This is a genomic window from Pyruvatibacter mobilis, from assembly GCF_012848855.1.
Classification (GTDB): Bacteria; Pseudomonadota; Alphaproteobacteria; order CGMCC-115125; family CGMCC-115125; genus Pyruvatibacter; species Pyruvatibacter mobilis.
This window is the reverse complement of record NZ_CP051630.1, coordinates 2934035-2949217: the sequence shown is the minus strand read 5'-3', so window position 1 is coordinate 2949217 and position 15183 is coordinate 2934035. Positions and strand designations below refer to the sequence as shown.

Annotated in this window: 17 protein-coding genes; 11 read left to right on the top strand and 6 right to left on the bottom strand. The window is 64.1% G+C overall.

The features are described 5' to 3' along the window. Positions 1 to 199 precede the first annotated feature (199 nt). The 5 genes from HG718_RS13690 to xth all read left to right on the top strand — a co-directional run bounded on the left by HG718_RS13690 (position 200) and on the right by xth (position 6729). The gene (locus tag HG718_RS13690; protein ID WP_160587164.1) at positions 200 to 1405 is read left to right on the top strand and encodes an aminotransferase class I/II-fold pyridoxal phosphate-dependent enzyme; all 1206 of its coding nucleotides are present in this window, start codon (positions 200 to 202) and stop codon (positions 1403 to 1405) included. Between the two features lie 2 nt (positions 1406 to 1407). Continuing rightward, the gene (locus tag HG718_RS13685; protein ID WP_160587163.1) at positions 1408 to 3846 is read left to right on the top strand and encodes an FtsK/SpoIIIE family DNA translocase; all 2439 of its coding nucleotides are present in this window, start codon (positions 1408 to 1410) and stop codon (positions 3844 to 3846) included. Positions 3847 to 3990: 144 nt separating this feature from the next. Then, positions 3991 to 4743: a LolA family protein gene (locus HG718_RS13680; protein ID WP_160587162.1), complete on the top strand. Its 753-nt coding sequence runs from the start codon at positions 3991 to 3993 to the stop codon at positions 4741 to 4743. A gap of 546 nt (positions 4744 to 5289) precedes the next feature. Next, positions 5290 to 5901, top strand: coding sequence for a hypothetical protein (locus HG718_RS13675; RefSeq protein ID WP_160587161.1), 612 nt, complete (start codon positions 5290 to 5292; stop codon positions 5899 to 5901). A gap of 18 nt (positions 5902 to 5919) precedes the next feature. Next, positions 5920 to 6729, top strand: a complete 810-nt coding sequence (xth, locus tag HG718_RS13670; RefSeq protein WP_160587160.1) for an exodeoxyribonuclease III — start codon at positions 5920 to 5922, stop codon at positions 6727 to 6729. A 6-nt stretch (positions 6730 to 6735) separates the two neighbouring features. On the opposite strand, the gene HG718_RS13665 is transcribed toward xth, so the two are convergent. Both HG718_RS13665 and HG718_RS13660 read right to left on the bottom strand, forming a co-directional pair. Then, positions 6736 to 7251, bottom strand: coding sequence for a PaaI family thioesterase (locus HG718_RS13665; protein WP_160587159.1), 516 nt, complete (start codon positions 7249 to 7251; stop codon positions 6736 to 6738). Between the two features lie 48 nt (positions 7252 to 7299). Further along, a complete protein-coding gene (locus tag HG718_RS13660) occupies positions 7300 to 7842 on the bottom strand; it encodes a Crp/Fnr family transcriptional regulator (protein ID WP_160587158.1) in 543 nt (180 codons plus the stop codon). Positions 7843 to 7920: 78 nt separating this feature from the next. Here HG718_RS13660 and HG718_RS13655 point away from each other — a divergent pair, with 78 nt between their 5' ends. Continuing rightward, positions 7921 to 8364, top strand: coding sequence for an acyl-CoA thioesterase (locus tag HG718_RS13655; protein WP_160587157.1), 444 nt, complete (start codon positions 7921 to 7923; stop codon positions 8362 to 8364). Positions 8365 to 8366: 2 nt separating this feature from the next. Here HG718_RS13655 and HG718_RS13650 read toward each other — a convergent pair whose 3' ends face one another. Then, a complete protein-coding gene (locus HG718_RS13650) occupies positions 8367 to 8618 on the bottom strand; it encodes a hypothetical protein (RefSeq protein WP_205345645.1) in 252 nt (83 codons plus the stop codon). 183 nt (positions 8619 to 8801) lie between these two features. On the opposite strand from HG718_RS13650, the gene HG718_RS13645 reads away from it, so the two are divergent. Beyond that, positions 8802 to 8990 carry a hypothetical protein gene (locus HG718_RS13645; protein WP_160587156.1) on the top strand — a complete coding sequence of 63 codons (189 nt, stop codon included), beginning with the start codon at positions 8802 to 8804 and terminating at the stop codon, positions 8988 to 8990. A gap of 92 nt (positions 8991 to 9082) precedes the next feature. On the opposite strand, the gene HG718_RS13640 is transcribed toward HG718_RS13645, so the two are convergent. Further along, entirely contained in the window at positions 9083 to 9772 is a 690-nt protein-coding gene (locus HG718_RS13640; RefSeq protein ID WP_027840410.1) for a response regulator transcription factor, read from the bottom strand. 320 nt (positions 9773 to 10092) lie between these two features. Between HG718_RS13640 and HG718_RS13635 the strand changes: the two genes are divergently transcribed. Both HG718_RS13635 and HG718_RS13630 read left to right on the top strand, forming a co-directional pair. Further along, positions 10093 to 10884 carry a hypothetical protein gene (locus tag HG718_RS13635; protein WP_160587155.1) on the top strand — a complete coding sequence of 264 codons (792 nt, stop codon included), beginning with the start codon at positions 10093 to 10095 and terminating at the stop codon, positions 10882 to 10884. A gap of 52 nt (positions 10885 to 10936) precedes the next feature. Next, a complete protein-coding gene (locus tag HG718_RS13630; protein ID WP_160587154.1) occupies positions 10937 to 11461 on the top strand; it encodes a L,D-transpeptidase family protein in 525 nt (174 codons plus the stop codon). Positions 11462 to 11472: 11 nt separating this feature from the next. On the opposite strand, the gene HG718_RS13625 is transcribed toward HG718_RS13630, so the two are convergent. Beyond that, positions 11473 to 12153 carry a YggS family pyridoxal phosphate-dependent enzyme gene (locus HG718_RS13625; protein ID WP_160587153.1) on the bottom strand — a complete coding sequence of 227 codons (681 nt, stop codon included), beginning with the start codon at positions 12151 to 12153 and terminating at the stop codon, positions 11473 to 11475. A 100-nt stretch (positions 12154 to 12253) separates the two neighbouring features. Between HG718_RS13625 and HG718_RS13620 the strand changes: the two genes are divergently transcribed. Then, positions 12254 to 12805 (top strand): thiamine phosphate synthase, encoded by a 552-nt coding sequence (locus HG718_RS13620; RefSeq protein ID WP_160587152.1) that lies wholly within the window; start codon positions 12254 to 12256, stop codon positions 12803 to 12805. Positions 12806 to 12902: 97 nt separating this feature from the next. On the opposite strand, the gene HG718_RS13615 is transcribed toward HG718_RS13620, so the two are convergent. Beyond that, on the bottom strand, positions 12903 to 14006 hold the full coding sequence (locus HG718_RS13615) for a porin (RefSeq protein ID WP_160587151.1): 1104 nt from the start codon (positions 14004 to 14006) through the stop codon (positions 12903 to 12905). 536 nt (positions 14007 to 14542) lie between these two features. Here HG718_RS13615 and HG718_RS13610 point away from each other — a divergent pair. Next, on the top strand, positions 14543 to 15091 hold the full coding sequence (locus tag HG718_RS13610) for a DUF3576 domain-containing protein (protein WP_205345644.1): 549 nt from the start codon (positions 14543 to 14545) through the stop codon (positions 15089 to 15091). Positions 15092 to 15183: the final 92 nt, after the last annotated feature.

Below are 15183 nucleotides of genomic sequence, written 5' to 3'. Positions count from 1 at the left end.
AACACGCCTCCGGCAATTCATTCAAACTGGCGCAAAACCCCTAACGCTGACCGTGCTTCCGGCGTTAACAATGCATTAAGCCTAAGCGCCGAAGCTGCCGGAGACTGCGGGTTTTCAGGAGAGAACCATAGCCGCCGCGCGCGCCGTCATCCGTTAACACCACCCCGCCTTGTACCCGGCAGAAGCCAGAAAGGATTTCATGCAGGCCCAGTATCTTGACCGGTTTGAGGGCCTGCCCGAATCCCCCTTCGCGCGCCTGCGGGCGCTGCTCGATGGCGTGGAGCCCGGCCTTGCGCCCGGCGATGCCCCCATCAATCTATCGCTCGGCGAGCCGCGCCACCCCCAGCCAAGCTTCGTGATGAAGGCCATCACCGAGGCTGCAGCGGGCTTCGGCAAATACCCCCCCGCCCTCGGCACGCCGGACTTCCGCGCAGCCTGCGCAGGCTGGCTGGAGCGCCGCTACGGCCTTGCCGGCGCGATCGACGCCGATGCCATGATCCTGCCCGCCAACGGCACCCGCGAGGCACTCTTCGCCATAGCCCAGGTCGTTGCCCCCCGGCATGACGGCACACGCCCGCTGATCCTGCTGCCCAATCCGTTCTATCAGTGCTATGCCGCAGCCGCCCTCGGCGCCGGCGCCGAGCCTGTCTATCTCAACGCCACCGCCGCCACGCGCCACCTGCCGGACCTCGACGCGCTGACCGAGGAGACACTCGCCCGCGCCTGCGCAATCTATATCTGCTCACCCGCCAACCCCCAGGGCGCCGCCGCTGATGATGCCTACTGGGTCAAGCTCATCACGCTTGCCCGCGCGCACGGCATCACCATCGTGGCCGATGAATGCTACGCGGACATCTACACCGCCACGCCGCCCACCGGCATCCTCGAAGCTGCACACAGGGCGGGCCTGGGCTTCGACGGCATCATCACCTTCCACTCCCTGTCCAAGCGCAACAATCTGCCCGGCCTGCGCTCCGGCTTTTCGGCAGGTGATCCGGCAATAACATCTGCCTACGGACAATTCCGTAATCTCGCGGCTCCCCAGGTACCCCTGCCCGTCATGGCGGCCAGCATCGCTGCCTGGAACGACGACGACGATGCCGCGAAGAACCGCGCGCTCTACAATGCCAAGTTCGACACCGCCGCCCGCATTCTCGGCAACCGCTTTGCTTTCGCCCGGCCTGATGGCGGATTCTTCCTCTGGCTGGACATGAGCGAAGCCGGCGGCGGCGAACAGGCCGCCCTCACCCTGTGGCGTGAGGCCGGTATCCGTGTTCTGCCCGGCGGCTACCTGTCGCGCGATACTGCGGAGGGCAATCCGGGTACGGATTATATCCGCGTGGCCCTCGTGGGTGACGAGGAGGAAACAGCCCGCGCCCTCACCCGGATGACGGAGATATTCTGACCATGCGCCTCGCCGTCACCATCTCGTCTGCCGTCACCACCGCCATCGGCATGATCCCGCCCGCGGTCCGCGACTTCCTGCGCGACCGCACCAACGAAGCGATGGGCATCGCCGCCCTGTTTGCCGCCGGATGGGCCGCCCTGGCCCTGGCTTCCTGGAACCCGGCCGATCCAAGCCTCAACCACGCCACCACCGTTGAGCCGCAAAATTGGCTCGGCACCGATGGCGCACTCGCGGCTGACCTGATGCTGCAGGCGGTGGGCCTCGCAGCCGCTGTTCCCGTAATCATCCTCGCGGTCTGGGGCACCCGCCTGCTGATCCATCTGGAGATCGAGCGCATCGGCCTCAGGCTTCTGGCCGTCATCGGTGCAACCCTCGGCCTGGCCTTCGCCACGTCCCTGTTTGACCTCTCCATCCTATCCGGCGCGGGCGGCGCGGCGGGTGCGCTGCTGCTCTCGGCCACCAATGCCGTCGCCGGGGATGTTGTCGCACCCGTCATCGCGCTGCTTGCCGGTGCCGCCGGGCTGGTACTCGCCGGCTGGGCCATGCCCGTGACCGTGGAGCAGGTGGCCCAGGCAGCGCCCTGGGCCGTGGCCTTGACCCGCGAAGCCGCCTGGCGTGCCCGCCCTCTGACCCATGCTGCCGCAGGTGCCGCCCTCACCGCCGGTGACTGGATCACCAGCCCCTTCCGCCGCCGCGAGGTGGACGACGACGACTATTACGAAGAGCGCCGGCGCGAACCCGTCTTCGGCCAGCGTCAGCGCGAGGACGACACGCCGGTCACTCGGGCCCCCGTGGGCATCGCCGGACCGGATGCGTCAGGCACGGCGCCAAAACGGGTGACCCGCATCACCAAGCCGAAGCGCGAAAGCAAACGCGCCGCAGCCGAACGCCAGCCGACCCTGGACCTCGTCCCCAGCGAAGACTACGAGCTGCCGCCGCTGGGGCTGCTTACCCCGCCCAAGGAAGGCCAGACCGAACTCATCTCCGACGAGGCCCTGCAACAGAATGCGCGCATCCTTGAAGGGGTGCTGGAGGATTTCGGCATTCGTGGCGAGATCATCGAGGTGCGCCCCGGACCCGTCGTCACCATGTATGAGCTGCAGCCCGCGCCGGGCATCAAGTCCAGCCGCGTGATCGGCCTTGCAGACGACATTGCCCGCTCCATGAGCGCCGTGTCCGCTCGCGTAGCCGTTGTGCCGGGCCGCAACGTCATCGGCATCGAGCTGCCCAACGCCAAGCGCGAGACCGTGTTCCTGCGCGAACTCCTGTCCTCCGCTGACTACGAAGCCACGTCCACCAATCTGGGTCTTGCCCTGGGCAAGGACATCTCCGGCGAAGCCGTGATCAGCGACCTCGCCCGCATGCCCCATCTTCTGATTGCCGGTACCACCGGCTCGGGCAAGTCGGTGGGCATCAACACCATGATCCTGTCGCTGCTCTACCGGCTGCCGCCGGACAAGTGCAAGCTGATCCTGATCGATCCGAAGATGCTGGAATTGTCCGTATACGACGGTATTCCGCACCTCCTCTCCCCCGTCGTGACCGATCCGAAGAAGGCCGTGGTGGCGCTCAAATGGGTCGTCCGCGAAATGGAGGACCGCTACAAGACCATGGCCAAGCTCGGTGTGCGCAACATCGAGGGCTACAACAACCGGGTCGCCGAAGCGCTGGAAGACGGCGAGATGCTGACCCGCACCGTGCAGACGGGCTTCGACCCCGAGACCGGCTCCCCCGTCTATGAGGACGAGGAGATGGAGCCCACCCCCATGCCCTTCATCGTGGTGGTGGTCGACGAAATGGCCGACCTGATGATGGTCGCCGGCAAGGAGATCGAAGGCGCCGTCCAGCGCCTGGCACAAATGGCGCGCGCGGCAGGCATCCACATGATCACCGCCACCCAGCGCCCCTCGGTGGATGTCATCACCGGCACCATCAAGGCCAACTTCCCCACCCGCATCTCCTTCCAGGTCACCTCCAAGATCGACAGCCGCACCATTCTGGGCGAACAGGGCGCCGAACAGCTCCTCGGTCAGGGCGACATGCTGTTCATGGCCGGCGGCGGCCGCATCCGCCGCGTGCACGGCCCCTTCGTGTCGGACGACGAGGTCGAACAGGTGGTGCGCTTCCTCAAGGAACAGGGCGCACCGCAATATCTGGAGCAGATCACCGCCGAGCCGGAAGATGGCGGCGACAGCCTGTTCGGCACAGGTGTGGAAGATGGATCAGGCGACGAGCTCTACGACAAGGCCATCGCCGTTGTTGCCTCCGACAAGCGGGCCTCGACCAGCTACATTCAGCGAAAGCTGCAGATCGGCTATAACCGCGCTGCCCGGATCATCGAGCGCATGGAAGAGGAAGGCATCGTCTCCGCCCCCAACCATGCGGGCAAACGCGAAGTGCTGATTGGCGAAATCGGCTCGGGCGATCACGCTTACTGATCCACACCGGCCCGGGTTTCGGCCTTTCGCGGCGCATCCCGTAAGCGAACCGTCATTTTGCCTGAATTGCTGTTCAGGCTAGGTTCAATCCGCCCGCGCGACAGTGGGCCCCCATGAGACCGAGGGGGAGCAGGACCGGGCGGAATGTCCGGCACGCGAGCCGCCAATGGCAGGCGCCATGAAACCACCCCGGTGCCCGCGTGTTGTTCCCGCTCGACCAATCTGACCAAAGAGCCGCTTATGTATCGCTCCCTGTTTGCCGCCGTGACCATCTGCCTTGGCCTTGCCGCGGCGCCGGCGCTGATCGCCCCTGCCGTAGCCCAGATCGTCAGCCGCGAGCCCCTGGTACTCGATGCCGCGCAGAAGGCCGAGGTGGCCCGGGTCAATTCCTATCTCAACAAGCTGCGCTACATGTCCGGCCGCTTCCTGCAGATCAACCCGGACGGCGTGCTGAGCGAGGGGTCGTTCTATCTGGCGCGTCCCGGCCGGGCCCGCTTCGACTATGACGAAGAAGAGCTGGTGGTCGTGGCCCGCGGCCAGAAGCTGATGATCAAGGAAGGCAGCTTCGTCACCAACGAGCTGCCCCTGGACGGGACGCCCCTCAAGGTGCTGCTGGGCCGCGAGGTAGACATCACCCGCGATGCGCGGGTCATCGGCGTCGACAGCCGGGCCGGCACGCTGGCCCTCACCATCGAGGACCCCGAGGCGCCTGAACTCGGCCATGTGACCATGATCTTCACAGGCGCTGATCCGGAATTGCAGCGCTGGATCGTCACCGACAGCCAGGGCCTCCGGACCACGGTGTCACTGACCGAGATCGGCTATCCGGCCACCCTGGACGGCGAGCTATTCGAACTGCACTCGGAAAGCTCAACCCTGCGCGGCCGCCAGAACTAGGGCTGAACAGCGCTCCTGTTAACCACTGAAATGCGCAGAAGTGCTGGATTATCCGGCTGAAACAATCGTGAATGATCATTCATCCACACTTATCCGCGTGCGGAATCCATGAGCGTTTAGCCCAAAATGGGGCAAACAATTCATCTTTGCTTCACGAAATTGAATGAATGGCGTTGAACGGCATGAATTCTGGTCCTACTTCTTGACCATCAGCGGGCACGAGCCACAAGTCCCGGTTGAGCGTTGCCCCCCCGCTCGTTCACCGGAAGGTTCGCTAAGCCCCGCTTAGGCGCTGGTGATCCCCCTCTCGGCGCCAAAAGAGCGCGACACGCGCGGCCCCCGGTTGTCCCCGCAACCGGGGGCTTCTCTTTTGCGCGCTCCACAACACTGCCCTGCCACCCGTCCGCACAAGACCCGCTTGATCAGCCCTCCGGACGATCGGCAAACACCGCTGGACCCGCACCGCCCCCATCTGGCCTTTGCCCTTGCCCCGCGCTAAGAACCGGCCATGATGCCTTCCCTTCCCCACGCGGCACCCCGGCGGACATGACAGCAGATTTCGACGAAGAGGACCTGCCCTCCGGCACCGAGCTGGAAGAGCTGGAAAGCGAATTGCCGGCTCTGGCGCGCATCCGCCGCTTCGCCACGGCCGCCACCCGCGTCGACTGGTTTGCCCATGTGGGAGAGCATCCCGGCCCGCGCACCATGGACATGGCCGAGCACTACGCAGATGCCCTCGGCTTCCCCGATGCACGCGTGGCACTCGTAACCGACTGGGCGGAGGCTGCCGCCGCCGCCGAGACGCTCGATTTCGACGCCGCCGCCTGGGAAATGGAAGAGCAGCTCCGCGCCGCCCTCACCATGGACGCGCTCGACCGTCTCAGCGAGGACGCCTTGCAGGTGGCCCTCACCCATGTCGCCGCCACGGTGCATGAGCCCATCACCACCTCGGTGGACGAAGCCCTGGCCATCTGGGACGAGCGGCCCGATGAACTCCGCGACCTCGCCGTGGGCAGCGCCATCCAGGCCTGCCACCAGGCAGCCCTCGTGCTCGCCGCCGAGGCCGAGGAAGATCACCCCTTCGCCCTTCGGTTCCGGCTGTTTGAAGGCGGCCGCTGGCCGATCGGCATCGCCGGCCTCAGTTTCAACCTGTTTTAGTCTCCGGGACACAGCCCCATGCCCAAATCCGCCACCCTCAAGGTTGCCACCTGGAACATCAATTCCGTCCGCCTGCGGATCAATCACGTGACGCGGCTGCTGGACGAGCACGCACCCGACGTGCTGTGCCTGCAGGAAACCAAGTGCCCGGACGATCTCTTTCCCGAAAAGGCAATCAAGGCTGCGGGGTATGAGCACATCGTCAAGAGTGGCCAGAAGGGCTATCACGGCGTCGCCATCCTCTCCCGCGTGCCGCTGGAAAATGCCTCGGTGAAACGCTTCTGCGGCAAGGAGGATTGCCGCCACATCCAGGCAACAGCCAAGGGCGTGGAGATCCACAATTTCTACGTCCCCGCAGGCGGCGACGAGCCGGACCCTGAGGTGAACGAGAAGTTCGCCCACAAGCTCCAGTTCCTCGACGAGATGGCCGACTGGTTCGGCAAGGCGAAGCAGAAGACGACAACACCCCGCGTGGTGGTCGGCGATCTCAATGTCGCCCCGCTCGAGCACGATGTCTGGTCCCACAAGCAGCTGCTGAAGGTCGTCAGCCATACCCCGGTAGAAGTCGAGCGCTTTGAACAGGTGCTGGCCGCCCATGACTGGATCGACGTGCCCCGGCTCTTCACCCCGGCCGACGAGAAACTCTTCTCCTGGTGGAGCTACCGCTCGAAGGACTGGGCCGCCTCCAATCGCGGCCGCAGGCTGGACCATATCTGGGCAAGCCAGGCCCTGGACGGGGCGGCGAAGAGCGTTCAGACACTGACGGATGCGCGCAGCTGGGAAAAACCCTCTGACCACGCACCCGTCATTGCCGAATTCGCGCTGTAGAGAAAATCAGGCGGCGGTCTCCGCCGCACCATCCTTCTTGCCCGCCTTGTTGCCCGCCTTCTTGTCAGCCGCCCGGTCGTCTTTCTTCTTAAGCGTCACCAGCGTGCAGGTGCTGGAGCCCTTGGCGAGCAGCGTGCCCTCCGCGTCCAGCAATTCGCCCTCGACAAAAACGACGGACTTGCCCCGCCGCAGCACACGCCCGCGGCCCGTAAGCCGCCCCGGCTTGGCGACCGACAGCATCGACACTTTCATTTCCAGCGTCGGGGAAATCTGCCCCCATTCGAGCGTCAGGCCGACAGCGATGGCGAGGATGTCGTCCATCATCGCCGCCACCATGCCGCCATGAATGCCGCCCCACAGATTGCAGAGCTGGTCGGACGCATTGAACGCAAGCTCGACCGTGCCGGCCTCCACATCGCAGTCCACCACCTCAAGCCCCAGATAGGCACTCGCCGGTGCTGGCCGCTTGAAGATCGCCTTGATGTTGGGAGGCCACTCTCCCGTCTCACGCGCGCTTGCCATGGTCGTCTCCTTGATTGATCTCGTTGGTTTCAAAAGCGTGGGCGCAGGCTACCGGCTGCCTGCGCCGGGCTGCGGATTGGACGCCGCGCCCAAAGCTGTGCCCGCTGCCGCAGACGTCGCAGAAGCTGTCTCAGCCCGCAACTGCCGCGCAAGACCGCGCAGATCCTGTCCGAGGGAGCGCAGCATGGCGCGGCCCATTTCCGGGTATTCGCCGATCAGCCGGGCAACCAGCTGCGGGGTGATCAGCAACAGCCGGACGTCTACATGGGCGGTGATCGTGTAGGTGAGCGGCGCGTGGCTCATCGCCCCGGCCGCATTGATCAGAGCCCCGGGCCCGGCTTCCTGCCGCCCGTCCCGGGCCGGGTCGAACCGCACGCGGCCCGCGCTGATGAGAAAGGCCGGCGCATCCACAGCATCAGGCCCGGCAATTCGTACGCCCGCCTCGTAGCGGCGTTCTTCTGCCGAGAAGGCCAGGAGCCGCAATTGCGGCAATTCAACCGCCGCGAAAAGGGGCGAACGGGCCAGCGCCGCCACCAGCTCTTCGAGCGGCAGCGCGGCAGGCCTTCCGTTGGCGGAGATGCTGTCTGTCATGGCCTCATTTTGTGACAAACCGGCCCCGCTGTGGCAAGCAGGAGCCGCCACAGGGCGACCGCCGGAAAGGAATACGACATGGCCGAGCATGAGTGGGATCACCCGGACCCCTTCGTGACCCCCTTCAAGGTGACAGACGCGGACATCGATGATTTCGGCCATGTGAACAACGCCGTCTATGTCCGTTGGATCAATGACGGTGCCTGGGCGCATTCAAAATCCCTCGGCCTTGATTTCGACAGCTACCGCAGGCTCGATGCCGGCGTGGTCGTGGTCCGCCACGAGATCGATTACATCAGCTCCGCCATGCCGGGCGAAACCGCCCTTGTGGCAACCTGGGTATCATCCAATGACCGGCGGCTGCGCCTGAGCCGCCGCTTCCAGATCCGCGACGAGGCGTCAGGCCGCACCCTCGCCCGCGCCCGGACAGGCTTTGCAATCATCAAGCTGTCGACCGGCCGGGCCTGCCGCATGCCGCAGGAATTCGCCGACGGCTATCCCATCATGTGGCCGTGCGACTGAGGTCAGTCCCGCGGCGTCTTGTCCAGCATGATGGCCACCCCCATGGCCAGGCTGCCGAAGGTGACAGACAGGCCCATGAAGAACAGGATGGCAAACAGCCATCCGTCCCTTGAAGCGAAAAGAAGGTCTTTCAGTCCGGCCACATTGGTGGCGATGAGAGCCCCGCCAAAGACCAGCCCGGCGGCGATCCCGGCTGCCATGTGACCCAGCATGAAGCGGATCAGCCGTTCCTCAGGTGACATGCCTTCGCCCATTCCCTGCCTTCCGCAAACCCTGCACCCCTATTGAGTATTAACGCCGGAGAGACCCGCCTCAGTGGTGCGCAAAAGCGCGCATGCGGCGCCATGTCACTACCGGTGCGGAGCCTGGAGGGGCATATACACTCCGCGTTGTGGGGGAGCACACGCAGTGAAGAGTAGCAGCCAGGAGCTCACCTCATGACCAATCCAAATACCCTTCTTCTCATCATGATCAATGCCGTGCTGATGCTGGCGCTCGCCGCCCTGCTCATCAGCCCGATGGTGTTCTTCTTCGCCGCCCTTGCCGGCGCACCGCTGATGCTGTCGATCCTGATCATTATTACACTGACGACCCGCGCCAAGGCGCCCGCAGAGATCAAGGCCTGACACCACAGGCCGCTCGGCATCGCAAAAAGGCGGCACCCCCAAGGGGCGCCGCCTTTTTCATTGCAGAAGGGACATGTGCCTGCTTCGCTGCCTCACGGCACCAGGCGATACCCGCCGGTCTCGGTCACGAGGATTTCCGCGTTGGACGGGTCGGCCTCGATCTTCTGACGCAGGCGATAGATATGGGTCTCAAGCGTGTGGGTGGTGACACCCGCATTGTAACCCCAGACTTCGTGCAGCAACACGTCGCGGCCCACCACCCGGTCACCTGAGCGGTAGAGATATTTGAGGATCGAGGTTTCCTTCTCGGTCAGCCGCACCTTCTTGTTGGCCTCCTCCTCCAGCAGCAGCTTGGCTGCGGGCTTGAAGGTATAGGGACCGATCTTGAAGACGGCGTCCTCGCTCTGCTCATGCTGCCGCAACTGGGCGCGGATCCGCGCCAGCAACACACCAAAGCGGAACGGCTTGGTGACATAGTCATTGGCGCCGGAGTCGAGGCCCAGAATCGTATCGGCATCGGAATCATGCCCGGTAAGCATGACGATCGGGCACTTCACGCCCTGGCTACGCAGCAGACGACAGACTTCACGCCCGTCCATATCCGGCAAGCCCACATCCAGCAGGATGAGGTCCACGTGCGCGTCCTTGGCCAGCTTCACCGCGTCCGCGCCCTTGTCGCAGCTGGTGACTTCGAATTCCTGATGCAGATCGAGCTGCTCGGCCAGCGAGTCGCGCAGGGCGTCGTCATCATCGACCAGCAGGATCTTTCGGATATTGCTCATAAGTGGCCCCCGCCGCTTATCAGGCCGTATACGGACAGTCTCCGTCCCGGCCGGGTGATCACCTGAAAGCCACCCCAACACATCCACGGGGAGGAGCGGCCCTTTCCGTGTGGGTTATGTAGAGGTTGGCCCTGCAACTCCGCCACACACAGTCCTTCACCTACACGTCAACGATGCGTGAGCGAAGCCCTGTGTCCGATCATGCCGCCCACCCGGCAGATTTTGCCTGCCGACGTGCCATGGCGCAACGCTAAGTGGTTGAAATATATGAGATTGCCGGTGGCCCCGGCCTTGCAGACATCTGTCCAAAGGAGAATTAGATGTCCGCAGCCGTCCTCACAGCCGCCTCACCGGAACCAATTGCCGCACCGCTGCCGGAGCGCACCCACCGCTTCGGGCGCGCACTGGATGACCGCATGGCAGCCCAGGGTGACTTCGCCCGTCATGTTGCTGAGCAGACCCGGACGGCATCCGCGGACGGCTCAGGCCCTGACACACCCATAACCACCGCCAGCCTGTCTGACGACGAGGGTGATGGCTTGTCCTTTGATGACTTTCTTGACGTCATCAACCCGCTGCACCACTTGCCTGTCGTCTCCAACATTTATCGTCACCTGACAGATGACGAAATCAGCGCCCCCGCCAAGGTCGCCGGTGGCGCCCTGTTCGGCGGCGTGCTCGGCCTTGCAGGCTCACTTCTTGATGTGGCCATCGAGGAGTTTTCCGGCGACGACATCGGTGGCCATGTCATGACCGCTTTGTTCGGCGACGATGATCCGGCAAAGGGCACAGACACCCTGCTCGCGGAGTCCGGCGATGCACCGCCGCAGGATGAGCCTGCCGCACAGGCCAATGGCGCCTCTGCCCGCGTGGCCGATGAAGTGGCCGCCGTGCAGGCCGCCGCCGCGCGCCAGGCAGCCCTTCAGTCCAAGGCACAGGCATCCAGTGCCGGACCCGCCCGGCCGCCCCAGGCATCAGCGTTGGGCGGGGCACCTGTCCCCAACCTGTCCCCCGCAGCTTTTGACGCCCTGATGGAAAGCTTCGGCACAGCGGCTGAGAGCACCGGGCAGGATCATGCTGCCCGGGACACGTCCTTGCGGCCGGATGCCTGAGGGCTGTGAGGCCAGTGGCACTGCTGCGCGGCCCCCATGCTAGATTGGTCCCATGAGAATTGACGTTCGCCAGCGTGGCCCAAAGCCGCATCATGGTGTCCTGACCATCGGGCAGCTTGTGCTGCCCTGTGCGCTGGGACGCAACGGCATCGTCGTCAACGGCGTGGAAGGAGACGGGGCGACACCCGCAGGCAGCTACCCGCTGCGCCGCATCCTCTACCGCCCCGACAGGCGCGATCATCCGGATACGGAGTTATCCTGCGTCCCCATAGGCCCCCGCGATGGATGGTGCGATGCACCCGGTGATCCAGCCTATAATCGCCCGGTCCGGCTGCCCTATCCGGCAAGCTGCGAAAAGCTGCGCCGCAAGGACCGCCTTTATGACACCATCGTGGTGCTGGGTCACAATGATGACCCGGTCACCCCCGGTCTCGGCAGCGCAATTTTCATGCATGTGGCGCGCGAAGACTTCCGGCCGACGCTCGGCTGCGTGGCACTCAGCCCGGATGACCTCAATCGGGTTCTGGCCCTGGCAGATCGACGGAGCACCATCACCATTCACCCGCCGAAGGGGTAAGAGAGGCGTACTCAGCCGCGGGAACCAAAGATGGCACTGCCGACGCGCACATGGGTCGCGCCCTGCTCGATGGCTGTCTCGAAGTCTCCGCTCATGCCCATGCTCAGGCCGTTCAGCCCGTTCCGGGCCGCGATCTTTGCCAGAAGCGCGAAATGTAGCGCCGGATTCTCATCCGCAGGTGGAATGCACATGAGGCCCCGCACCGGGAGCCCATGCTCCTCGACACAGGACTGGATGAAATCATCCGCGTCCGCCGGAAGCATGCCGGCCTTCTGTGGCTCTTCACCGGTATTGATCTGCAGGAAGACATCCGGGCGCCGGTCCTGCCGGTCCATCTCTTCGGCAAGAACGCGCGCGATCTTGGGCCGGTCCACCGAATGAATGGCGTCAAACAGCGCCACCGCGTCCTTGGCCTTGTTGCTTTGAAGCGGTCCGATCAGATGAACGTGGGCATCAGGACAGTCGTTGCGGAGCGTCGGCCATTTCTGCTGCGCGTCCTGAACCCGGTTCTCGCCGAACACACGCTGGCCTGCTTCCAGAACCGGACGAATGTGCTCTACCGGGAAGGTTTTGCTGACAGCCACAAGCGTAATATCGTTCGCAGACCGCCCGGCACGCAATGCGGCCTTGGCGATTTGTGTACGGACAATGTCCAGCCCGCCTGCGGCGGACGTCTTGGGATCGGTGCTCATGGGGCGAAACACTAAAGCTGCTCTCCATGCGGTGGCAAGCATCGCCGCCCGGCATCGCGCGCACACAGCCGTCAGCCGGAATTGGCCGCCGCTATGGGTGATGACCGACGAGATGGCCCAGGGACTGGCAGCAGATCTGGCCCATCTTATCCCCGCAGGATCGATCCTATGCCTGAGGGACTACGATCATCCGGACCGGGCCGCACTGGCCAAGGATCTGGCCAGGATCTGCCGCAAGCAATCCCTGCGACTACTGATCGGTGGGGACGTCGACCTGGCCCTTGAGGTCAACGCCTTCGGTGTCCATGTGCCCGAAGGCCTATGGCGAGGGCGGAGGGGGCAGATACGGAAGGCACGCGCCGGAGGCTTGCGGGTCACGACGGCTGTCCATTCTTCGGCGGCAGCCCGTGCAGTCATGTCCGGCCCTCTGGTTGCGGACGCTGTGACCCTGTCACCCGTTTTTGAGACGAAAAGCCATCCCGGCGCACACACGCTGGGGCCCCTCGGTCTGTCGAAACTCCTGCAAGAAGTCGCACCGCTGCCCGCCTATGCTCTTGGTGGCATTCACACAGGCAATGCCCGGCACGCCATGGCCTGCGCAGGCAGCTGGCCGAACCTTGTTGGGGTGGCCGGGATCAGATTTCAGCCCTGATCAGGCCTCAGCCGGACATCCCGTCTGGGGTCCGGTCAGGCAAAAGAAAAGGGCGGGTCCGAAGACCCGCCCTTCCCGTAACCAAATGGTGTGAAGCTTAGAACTTCACGCCGAATTCGGTGAAGAGAGCCGAACCTTCGCGGTTGTTGGCATCGCCTTCGCCGTACTTGTAACCGAGAGACACGTTGGCACCACCGCCGAGGGAGTAGGCCACGCCACCGATGATGGCGGTGTCGTCGATTTCCTGCACACCGAGGAGAGCGTTGTTCTCGTCACGGTCGGCAGCGGCGTATTCAACACCGAAGGTCCACGGACCGGTGCCGTAGGTGACGCCGATGTCCCAGGCCTTGTACTCTTCGTTACCGGAGGAAGCGGATTCCTTCTCGCCGTAGGCACCGCCCACGGTGAAGCCGGCGAAGCCGACAGACGCACCAACGGCCCAGTCGTCAACGTCGTTTACGCCAATGCCATTGTCTTCGGCGGTCACGTAAACGAAGGAGGCACCGAGGTCCACACCGTTGAAGCCGTATTCCCAGGTCAGGCCGGCTTCGAAGATGTTTTCGTAGGTGTCGTCGCCAGAGATGGCGTCGGAGTAGGTCTCGTCACCCGACAGCTCGGAACGCTCCGGAGCGAACGACAGGCCGGCCTGGAAGCCAGCGAGACGCGGGGTGAAGTAGATGATCTTCGTCGAGTCGCCGGAGAAATCCGGAACGGTGTTGATGCCACCGTCGAACACGCCGCCGATCGGGTCGAGATCGGTGTCGTTGGCAAAGTGCTCCAGGAACGGAGACGGAGCAACGATCGGCATCTGGTCGCCGACACCGTCCTGGTCACCGAACTGGAATTCACCGAACGCACCTTCAACCCAGATATAGGCTTCGTCGAGGTTATCGAACGTGGCAGCGGCATTGGGTGAACCAGCACCTGACTGGTCGTCGCCACCTTCGAGCTCGAACTTCACACCCACTTCAACGCCATTGTCGAGGGTCGTGGAACCCTTGAAGTGGATTTCCGCTTCGCGGGCGAAGCGGATGGTGCGCTCATCAGTGGCGCCACCGGCACCCAGATCAGCATCGAAAACAGCGGCGATGGCGCCGACGAAGTAACCGCCGACCTTCATCTTGATCTTATCAGCAGCCATGGCAGGCGCGGTCGCGAAAGCGGCGGCCACCAGGGCGGTAGTTCCAAGAAGCTTCTTCATCTGTCCCTCACATTCAAAAAGAGGTGTGCTTACAGAGCACAAGAACATGCCCAAACGGGACGAAGCTCGCCCCCCATGCTCGACTGGGAAACTCTGACATTGCGGGCCCACCGTCAAGCTGTCCGGACGCCTGTTGCGCGCGGAAACGGCCTCCTGTGGCAGAGCCGCCACATTTCCCTAACGGTCCGTTACCAAAATTGGGTCCGGAGGCGTGAAATTCCCGCAAACCCGCCCCTGGACCGATGATCCCACTGTCCCATCAAGTACCACCCAGCACGTTGCAGAAGCACGATCCGACACATCCGCCACCCGGTGTGTTGCACAAAAACCGCAATGGGTGGGCACCCCGCCGTGGCTCCGTCTGAACCTGGCCGACGGGCGGAGACCAAGTAGCCTCAAAGGCCGGGCATGCTTAATGCGCCCGGGCCAACCGGCGCGCCTCTTGCCCCCGCGGTATGCGGCTCGCTATAAGCAAGACACGGGTTTTCCGGTGCCCGCCGGCCCGCCCCTTCACTTAATGTCGGATAGGCAGTCCCTTGAAAAAGCTAGTCTCACTTGCCGTCACCTGTGTCCTGACGCTCGGCATCGCCGCCTGCGCCGGCTCCGAGGGCGAACAGCGCTATCCGACCGAAAAGCCCGGCGGCAAGAGCGACCCCTTTGGCAACAGCCGCGCGGTGACCGAGCCCGGCATTTTCGGCGAAGGCGGCCTGTTCTCGCTGGGCTCCGGCGGTGACGGCGGCAATGGCAACGGCATCGGCGTCAACAGCTTCCTGTGGCGCGCCTCGCTCGACACCACCTCCTTCATGCCGCTCGCCTCAGCGGATCCTTTCGGCGGCGTCATTATCACTGACTGGTACACGGCGCCTGAAGCCCCCGCCGAACGGTTTAAGATGACGATCTACATTCTCGATACGCGGCTACGGGCTGACGGCGTGAAAGTGTCGGTCTTCAAGCAGCAGCAAACCCCGGACGGTACCGGCTGGGCAGATGCGGCCGTGACCCCGGGCACCTCCGCACAGCTTGAGAACGCCATTCTCATCCGCGCCCGCCAATTGCGCATTGATACACTGGCTGCCGAGGAATAAGCCTGCACAGCGTGCGTGCGGCACCTCGAGACATCAGAATTCAGGGCACGGGCGTTTCACTCCCGTGCCCTTTTCGTTTATGCAGCGGGAAA